8 protein-coding genes are annotated in these 6,992 nt (G+C 71.7%); 5 read left to right on the forward strand and 3 right to left on the reverse strand.

Features of this window, described 5'->3' with window-relative positions; translation table 11 throughout:
* Nucleotides 1-123: 123 nt before the first annotated feature.
* A complete protein-coding gene (locus AOK23_RS37230) occupies nucleotides 124-615 on the reverse strand; it encodes a hypothetical protein (RefSeq protein WP_055716904.1) in 492 nt (163 codons plus the stop codon).
* 332 nt (nucleotides 616-947) lie between these two features.
* On the opposite strand from AOK23_RS37230, the gene AOK23_RS37235 reads away from it, so the two are divergent.
* Complete coding sequence (locus AOK23_RS37235; RefSeq protein ID WP_055716905.1) at nucleotides 948-1,619, forward strand: class F sortase; 672 nt, start codon at nucleotides 948-950, stop codon at nucleotides 1,617-1,619.
* 52 nt (nucleotides 1,620-1,671) lie between these two features.
* On the opposite strand, the gene AOK23_RS37240 is transcribed toward AOK23_RS37235, so the two are convergent.
* Nucleotides 1,672-2,526: a polysaccharide deacetylase family protein gene (locus tag AOK23_RS37240; RefSeq protein WP_055716906.1), complete on the reverse strand. Its 855-nt coding sequence runs from the start codon at nucleotides 2,524-2,526 to the stop codon at nucleotides 1,672-1,674.
* A 195-nt stretch (nucleotides 2,527-2,721) separates the two neighbouring features.
* Between AOK23_RS37240 and AOK23_RS37245 the strand changes: the two genes are divergently transcribed.
* The 4 genes from AOK23_RS37245 to AOK23_RS37260 all read left to right on the forward strand — a co-directional run bounded on the left by AOK23_RS37245 (nucleotide 2,722) and on the right by AOK23_RS37260 (nucleotide 5,755).
* A complete protein-coding gene (locus AOK23_RS37245) occupies nucleotides 2,722-3,183 on the forward strand; it encodes a universal stress protein (RefSeq protein WP_055716907.1) in 462 nt (153 codons plus the stop codon).
* 475 nt (nucleotides 3,184-3,658) lie between these two features.
* On the forward strand, nucleotides 3,659-4,204 hold the full coding sequence (locus tag AOK23_RS37250) for a sigma-70 family RNA polymerase sigma factor (RefSeq protein ID WP_055522338.1): 546 nt from the start codon (nucleotides 3,659-3,661) through the stop codon (nucleotides 4,202-4,204).
* Nucleotides 4,205-4,351: 147 nt separating this feature from the next.
* Nucleotides 4,352-4,867, forward strand: a complete 516-nt coding sequence (locus AOK23_RS37255; protein ID WP_055716908.1) for a hypothetical protein — start codon at nucleotides 4,352-4,354, stop codon at nucleotides 4,865-4,867.
* A gap of 228 nt (nucleotides 4,868-5,095) precedes the next feature.
* A complete protein-coding gene (locus AOK23_RS37260; RefSeq protein ID WP_055716909.1) occupies nucleotides 5,096-5,755 on the forward strand; it encodes a hypothetical protein in 660 nt (219 codons plus the stop codon).
* A 105-nt stretch (nucleotides 5,756-5,860) separates the two neighbouring features.
* On the opposite strand, the gene AOK23_RS37265 is transcribed toward AOK23_RS37260, so the two are convergent.
* The gene (locus tag AOK23_RS37265; RefSeq protein WP_055716910.1) at nucleotides 5,861-6,730 is read right to left on the reverse strand and encodes an Fpg/Nei family DNA glycosylase; all 870 of its coding nucleotides are present in this window, start codon (nucleotides 6,728-6,730) and stop codon (nucleotides 5,861-5,863) included.
* Nucleotides 6,731-6,992: the final 262 nt, after the last annotated feature.

A 6,992-nucleotide genomic window follows, 5' to 3' on the forward strand; every position in this document is an offset into this window, starting at 1 on the left:
CGTTCAGCCTTTCGCCCCGGTATCCCGTAGCGGAACCGGGGCGAAAGGCTGAACGGCGTGCGATCCGTGCTCCGAAGGGGGTGAGGCCACAGATTCTGTTCCTGGGCCTGTGCCGTGGTGACCTCAGATCTTGTTCTCCGAGCGACGACGCATCCAGAAGACGCCGCCGCCGATGGCCGCGGCGGCCACCAGCCCGCCGCCGATCGCGATGTCGGTCGGCGTGGCCCCGCTGGAGCTGCTGCCGCCGAGGCCGCCGCGGACACCGCCGATGACGGTGAAGACGTCGTTGAACGTCCTGCGCTGGCCCTCGCAGTTGGTGGTGACGCTGTACGCGCCGGGGTTCGCGTTGGTGTTGACGCGCACCGTCGCCGTGGCGGTCCGCCCGTCGACGGACCTGAGGTTGGTGGTGGGGAACGCGTTCGAGCTGATGGTGCTGTTGGGCGTCGCGCACGCGTCGCCGCCGCTGACGGTGAGGACGAGCTGTCCGCCCCGGGCGATGACCTGGGGGGCGGCCGTGACCGAGGTGGGCTGGTCCCAGGCGGCGGCCGTCGGTGCGGCGAGGCCGACCAGGGTGACCGCGACGGCCGAAGCCGCCAGGGCACGAGTAGTACGCATGTGATCCTCCGCGGAAGACGCCCCGGGACCCGTCCCCGGTCGATCGGCGAGAAAGCGCCTCCCGAATAGACCCTCAGATGCCGTGCACAGGGCCGCATTTCGGGGCTGGTCCGTCCTGGTGAGCGGACACGCCGTGATAATTCCGCGTCGCCGGATATCGCCGCAGGTCACGGACCGTCAGAAAATTCCTGGGGGCGGCGACTCGGATGGCCGAGGGCCCCGGCTCGCCGCCACCCGTTCGTACCTGACCCGTCGCCGTCCTGATGCGGCGCGCTTAGCGTTTCCCTATGCGCGACTGACGCGGCGACGGCCGTGTCGAGAGGGGATGGCGAATGGCTTGGTCCCAGCCGGCCGAGGCCGAAGAGGAGGAGCGGCGGAGAAAGCGCGCGCCGTGGGGCGTGATAGCGCTGGTTCTGCTGACCGGTCTCGCTCTCATCCGGAACGGTTCGGGGGAATTCGACGTGGGACCGCCGCAGCCCGCCCAGGCGGCCGCCGCCGACAGCCGCAGCACCCCCCACGGCACCTTCACCAATGTGCCCGATCCCCTGCCGTACGCCATGGTCGACCGGGTGCGGATCCCTTCGATCCAGGTCGACGCGCCGGTCGTGCCCGTCGGGCTGGACGCCCAGGGCTGGGTCGACGCGCCGCCCGCCGAGGACCCGAACCTCGCCGGCTGGTTCACCGGCGCGGTCTCCCCCGGCGAGGAGGGCACCGCCGTAGTCGTCGGCCATGTCGACAACAATCAGGGGCCCGCCGTGTTCTACGGTCTCGGGGCGCTGAAGAAGGGCAGCCGCGTCGAGGTGCAGCGCGGTGACGCGAAGACCGCGGTGTTCGAGATCTACGGCATCGAGGTCTTCGCGAAGAACAACTTCCCCGGTGACCGTGTCTACGGCAACAGCGGAATTCCCGAGTTGCGGGTCATCACCTGTGGGGGCGGTTTCTCCAAGCAGAACGGCTACGACGGGAACGTCGTCGTGTTCGCCCGCCTGGTCGAGGTTCGCTGAGCGTTCCCCGACCGGGCGGGCGAAGGCCCGGAGCCGATTCGCTTCTCCGGTGCTACGCGTATCTCCGCTGCGGCACCGTGATCCGATATCCCGAGTCGAGCAGTTCGGGCAGATATGCGCGCAGTGCCCGGACGCTCTGCGAGCGGTCGCCGCCCGCGTCGTGGGAGAGGACGACGACACCGGGTCCCGCGCCCTTTTCCACGCGGTCCGCGATGGTGGCCGCCGCCGGGGCCCTCCAGTCGAGGGTGTCCACGGTCCATGCCAGGGGCTCCATGCCGAGTTCGGCGCCGAACTCGAAGGTGGCGCGGTTCCAGGCGCCGTAGGGTGCGCGGAACCACAGCGGGGGTTCGCCGTAGGCCTTGTCGATGATCTCGCTGGTGCGGGACATCTCGGCGTGGATCCTGGACCGGGAGAGGTTGGGCAGCATGGGGTGCGACCATGTGTGGTTGCCGACGGCGTGCCCGTCGTCCGCCATCTCGCGCAGCAGGTCCTTGTGCCGGTCCACCATCTCGCCGCACACGAAGAACATCGCGCGGACGTCGTGCTTGCGGAGGATGCGCAGGATGTCGGGGGTGTAGCGCGGGTCCGGGCCGTCGTCGAAGGTCAGCACCATGGTCCGGCCGCGTCCGTCCACCCGCAGGTACGGCCGGCTGCGGACGGTGGCGGGGACGAGGGTGCGGCGCCGGGGCGGCGGGGCGCCGTATCCGGCGATGGGCTGCAACCGGTACGTGGAGGGCCTGAACGCGGGACGGGCGCCGGGACCGGCGGCCGTGGCGGCGCCCCGGGCCGGGCCGGAGCTCCCCTCGCCGGTGAGCAGCGCGGTCGTGCCCGCGACACCGGCCGCTCCGAGCAGGGCGGCACCGCCGAGCAGGAGGCGGCGGCGCGTGAACATCTGATCCTTCGTCATGACTCATGAGTCGACCAAGTCGGGAACGGCGCACCACCACGACACCGGAGCGGCGGCATGGAAACACTCGATGGGAGTAGTTTTCGCGCCCCCTGGGCGCCCGTCCGTGCATCTCTGCCCACGCCCCTCGCGCCGCTGCTCTCCGCGACCGCCCGGCGCACGCCGGTGCCAGGGCGCTCGGATAGCCTCACCACCGTGACGGATCAGCAAGCGCACCAGTTCGAACGGGGTACCGACGGGCCGAAGGTCATCCTCGTCGGACTGGACGGCTCCGACTCCTCCCTGCGCGCCGTGGCCTACGCGGCGGGCCTCGCCCGGCGGCAGCGGGCGCTGCTGGCGATCGTGTACGTGCAGCCGGTGATGGCGGCCGGCGCGGCACTCGGGGTGCCGGTGGCCGGGACGACGGACGAGATCGCCGAGAGCCTCGTCGCGCAGATCCGTGAGGCCGCCGAGCAGGTGAAGGGCGTCTTCGAGACCCGCTGGGAGTTCCACACGTTCCGCGGCGATCCGTACAACGGGCTGGTCAGGGCGGCGGACGACCTCAAGGCGGACGCGGTCGTGGTGGGCGCCTCCGAACAGGCCGGCCACCGCATCGTCGGCTCGGTCGCGATCCGCCTGGTGAAGGCGGGCCGCTGGCCGGTGACGGTGGTCCCGTAACCCCGGCCGACGAGGAGAGCCACGCGGAGCCGCGTCGAGCGGTCGAGGCCCAAGTGCCGCGGGACCGTTGTGCTGCGGGGCCCGAGTCCAGCAGGGCCAGTGTGCCGCGGGGCCCGAACCGGGCGGCGGAGCGATGCCGGGCGGCGGCGCCGTGCGGTGGCCGCTGGGGGCCGCGGCGAGGGTTCGGTGGAGTCCTGCTGCCCGCGAGCGGTCCCGCGCCCCCACACGCCCTTTCCGGCCCGTCCTGAGCCGGACCCCCGGGCGGGGCGCCGGGCGGGGCGCCGACATCAAGCCGCCCCTCGCACAGGTCCGGGCTTCGCGGGGCGGGGCCGGGGAGCGGTGCGGAGGCCGGAGGCAGCGCCTCCGACCTGCCGACAGACCGTTCGTCGCACCGTTCGTCGACAGCTTCGACCGCCCGCCGCACACCCGTGACCGGCCCCTGTCCCCGGGGAGCCGCCCGCGTTCCCATACGCCCATGACGGCCGGAACCACGATCACCAACGGGACGACCGCCGAACACGAACTGGCCGAGATCCAGCGTGAACACGGACGCCCCCTCTTCGCCCTGCTGCTGCGGCTCTCCGACGGGGACCGTCATCGCGCCGAGGACCTCGTGCAGGAGACCTTCGTACGCGCCTGGCAGCACCCGGAGGCGCTGCGCGCCGACGACTTCGACTCCGTGCGCCCCTGGCTGCTCACCGTCGGCCGGCGCCTTGCCATCGACGCGCGGCGGGCCCGGCAGGCGCGCCCGGCGGAGGTGGGGGACGCGGTGCTGGAGAACGCCCGAGTGATGGCTGACCACGCCGAGCGGTCCGTCGCCACCCTCGATGTGCGGGAAGCTGTGAAGACACTCACTCCGGAACACCGGGAAGTACTGGTGCAGGTGTATTTCCAGGGGGCGAGTGTGGCGGAAGCCGCCGAAGCCCTGGGGATCCCGCCCGGTACGGTGAAGTCGCGCGCTTACTACGCACTGCGCGCCCTGCGCCGGGTGCTTCCGGGATACGCGGCCGACCTGCGGTGAAACTCATGGCCGAGTCAAACCTCCGTAAAGCGCCTTGCTGAGGACCGCTGTTGAGCAATCAGCTGTCCTCATCCGTGTTCCGGATGGGGCCCTGCCCCGGGGCCCGGTGTCGGGCGACGCGCACGTACCGGAGGAAGGCAGGAAGGGATGCTGCACAGAGGTCAAGAGAGCACGGACGGCGCCGGCGGCGGCGAACTGACCGTCCCCATGGCGTGGTTCTACGCCGAGTACATCGCCGAGGAACTGCTGCGGACCGGCGACCTCATGCCGCCGACGTCCTTCGAGTTCCGTGCGGGGCGCGACGCCCTGGCGCTGACCATCTTCCTCGCGGACTCCGGCGGTGAGCTCTCCGGCATCCGGGTCGTCACCCAGCTGGAGACCTGGCTGTCGCTGACGGCGTACGACCAGCCGTGGCAGGACTGGGTGGGCGAGCGCATGGCCCACCTCACCGCCGAGGCGCTGGAGGTGGGCGGCCCCGCGCCGGACCTGGAACTGGCGGCGGCGGCCTGGCGGTGGCTGGAGGAGACCGAGCTGCTCGCGCCCGACCTGGACGCGGTGCCGGGGGGCGGGGCGGTGCTCGGCGAGGACGACGGTCCCAAGGTATGGACACCGGCGTGGCGGCTCGGTCTGCCACTCGGCCATCTGGCGATCCATCTCTTCTGAGGACGGCCGCCCCGCGGACACTCCGGGTGACCAAGGTGTGCCGGTGCGGTGAACTGCCGGTTCGGGCAGCGGCTGGGAAGTTTTCTCGGTCGGCGACCAATCCGCCGAGATCACGGCTCCGAATCTTTTGGTTGGCATTGGTCGCGGGGCTTGAGTGATTCTCGGGTCTGGTCCGTACCGGTGGGGGCAGGAAGCAACCCCCACCGCACACCGGCCCGAGGAATTGCCATGTGGTCCCAGGATCGTCATCACGACGTCGGCGCGTACTCGCTGGGCGTGCTCGACGAGGTGGAGTCCTTCCACTTCGAGGACCATGTCCGCGGCTGCCCCCAGTGCGCGGTACAGGTCACCGAGTTCCGTCCCGCCGCCCGGCAGCTGATGCTGTACCGGAACGCGACACCGCGCGCCGTGCACCCCTTCGCGGCGCCCGGCCCGCAGTTGCTCGGACGGCTGCTCGACGAGGTGGCGGCCCGCCGTCGTGCACGTCGCAGGCGCTGGCTGTTCGCGGTCGCCGCCTCCGTGATCATCGCCGTCGGCGGCCCCGCCGTCGCCGTTCTCGCAGGTCCGGGCGCCCCTCCGAACAAGGTCGCGGCCACGGACCCCGAGTCGGGGGTGTGGGCCGAGGTCAGGGCCGAGGACCGGGTCTGGGGCAGCGACATCCAGCTGAAGGTCAAGGAGGCCGAGGGCGCCCACGCCTGCCGGCTGATCGTGATCGGCAAGGACGGGTCGCAGGAGACGGCCGCCAACTGGAAGTCCCCCGAGGGCGCGGACCGCCCCTCCAAGATGCAGGGCGGCACCTCGATGCAGCGCGAGGACATCAGCCACTTCGAGGTACGCAGCCAGGAGGGTGAACTCCTGGTCACACTGAAGGCCCCGGCCTGGCGCTGAGCCGCCCGCCGGGCCCGGCCGCCCGGCCCGCACCTGGTCCGTACCTTCAATGGTTGTGGATCATGGACGGGGCCGAGTCGGGGACGTTCCTGGACCGCCGCCGCGCTATTTCAGCAGTCGCGACATCCGTCGGTCGGCGAGCGGCTTGCCCCCCGTCTGACAGGTCGGGCAGTACTGCAGCGACGAGTCGCTGAAGGACACCTCGCGGACGGTGTCCCCGCACACCGGGCAGGGTTCACCGGTCCGGCCGTGCACCCGCAGTCCGCTCTTCTTCTCCGCCTTCAGCCTCCCGGCGGCCAGGCCCCGTGAGCGCTCGACGGCCTCCGTGAGCGTGGTGCGCAGCGCCTCGTGGAGCTCGCGGACCTCCTCCGGCTTCAGTGACGACGCCAACTTGAAGGGCGACATCCTGGCGGCGTGCAGGATCTCGTCGCTGTACGCGTTGCCGATGCCCGCGATCAGACTCTGGTCCCTGAGGGCGCCCTTGATCTGGCGGCGCTCCCCCGCGAGCAGCTCCGCGAGGCGGGCCGCGTCGAAGTCGTCGGCGAGGGGGTCCGGGCCGAGTCGGGCGACACCGGGGACACTCAGCGGATCCCGTACGACGTACACGGCGAGCCTCTTCTGTGTGCCGGCCTCCGTCAGGTCGAAGCCCTCGCCGGTCTCCAGCGCGACGCGCAGCGCGAGCGGGCTCTTGCCACCGGGGCGGGGCGGCCCGTCGGGAAGCCGGTCCCGCCACTGCAGCCAGCCGGCGCGGGCGAGATGGGTCACGAGGTGCAACTCGCCGCCGTCCGTCTCCAGGTCCAGGAACTTCCCGTACCGGCCCACCGCCGTGACCTGCCGCCCTTCCAGGGCGGTGACCGGCGGGTCGTACGTCTTCAGCACGCTGATCGCCACGGGCAGCACGCGGACGACCTCATGGCCGACGAGAGCGCCGACCAGGAAGTCCCGCAGGGCGTCGACCTCGGGCAGTTCCGGCATGCCATCCAGCGTGCCACTGCCTGCGGCGCTTCGCCGGGCGCGTTCTGGCTCTTGGCCGCGGGGTGCGTCGGCGGGTGCGGGTGCGTGGGGGTTGTTCGCGCAGTTCCCCGCGCCCCTGAAAAGCGGCCGGGACTGCGCCCCGTGCTTTTCAGGACGAAGGCCGGGCCGCAGGCCCGAAGCCTTCAGGTGCGCGGGGAACTGCGCGAGAACCCACGACGCACCCGCACCCGCCGACGAACCGCGCACCCCCGAGCTACTGGGC

This window comes from Streptomyces torulosus (assembly GCF_001419765.1).
GTDB lineage: Bacteria > Actinomycetota > Actinomycetes > Streptomycetales > Streptomycetaceae > Streptomyces > Streptomyces torulosus.

What these genes read in the sequence shown, in the direction of transcription:
- AOK23_RS37230 (WP_055716904.1), bottom strand. Translation starts at nt 615, where the DNA reads ATGCGTACTACTCGTGCCCTGGCGGCTTCGGCCGTCGCGGTCACCCTG.
- AOK23_RS37235 (WP_055716905.1), top strand. Translation starts at nt 948, where the DNA reads ATGGCTTGGTCCCAGCCGGCCGAGGCCGAAGAGGAGGAGCGGCGGAGA.
- AOK23_RS37240 (WP_055716906.1), bottom strand. Translation starts at nt 2,526, where the DNA reads ATGACGAAGGATCAGATGTTCACGCGCCGCCGCCTCCTGCTCGGCGGT.
- AOK23_RS37250 (WP_055522338.1), top strand. Translation starts at nt 3,659, where the DNA reads ATGACGGCCGGAACCACGATCACCAACGGGACGACCGCCGAACACGAA.
- AOK23_RS37255 (WP_055716908.1), top strand. Translation starts at nt 4,352, where the DNA reads ATGCTGCACAGAGGTCAAGAGAGCACGGACGGCGCCGGCGGCGGCGAA.
- AOK23_RS37260 (WP_055716909.1), top strand. Translation starts at nt 5,096, where the DNA reads ATGTGGTCCCAGGATCGTCATCACGACGTCGGCGCGTACTCGCTGGGC.
- AOK23_RS37265 (WP_055716910.1), bottom strand. Translation starts at nt 6,730, where the DNA reads ATGCCGGAACTGCCCGAGGTCGACGCCCTGCGGGACTTCCTGGTCGGC.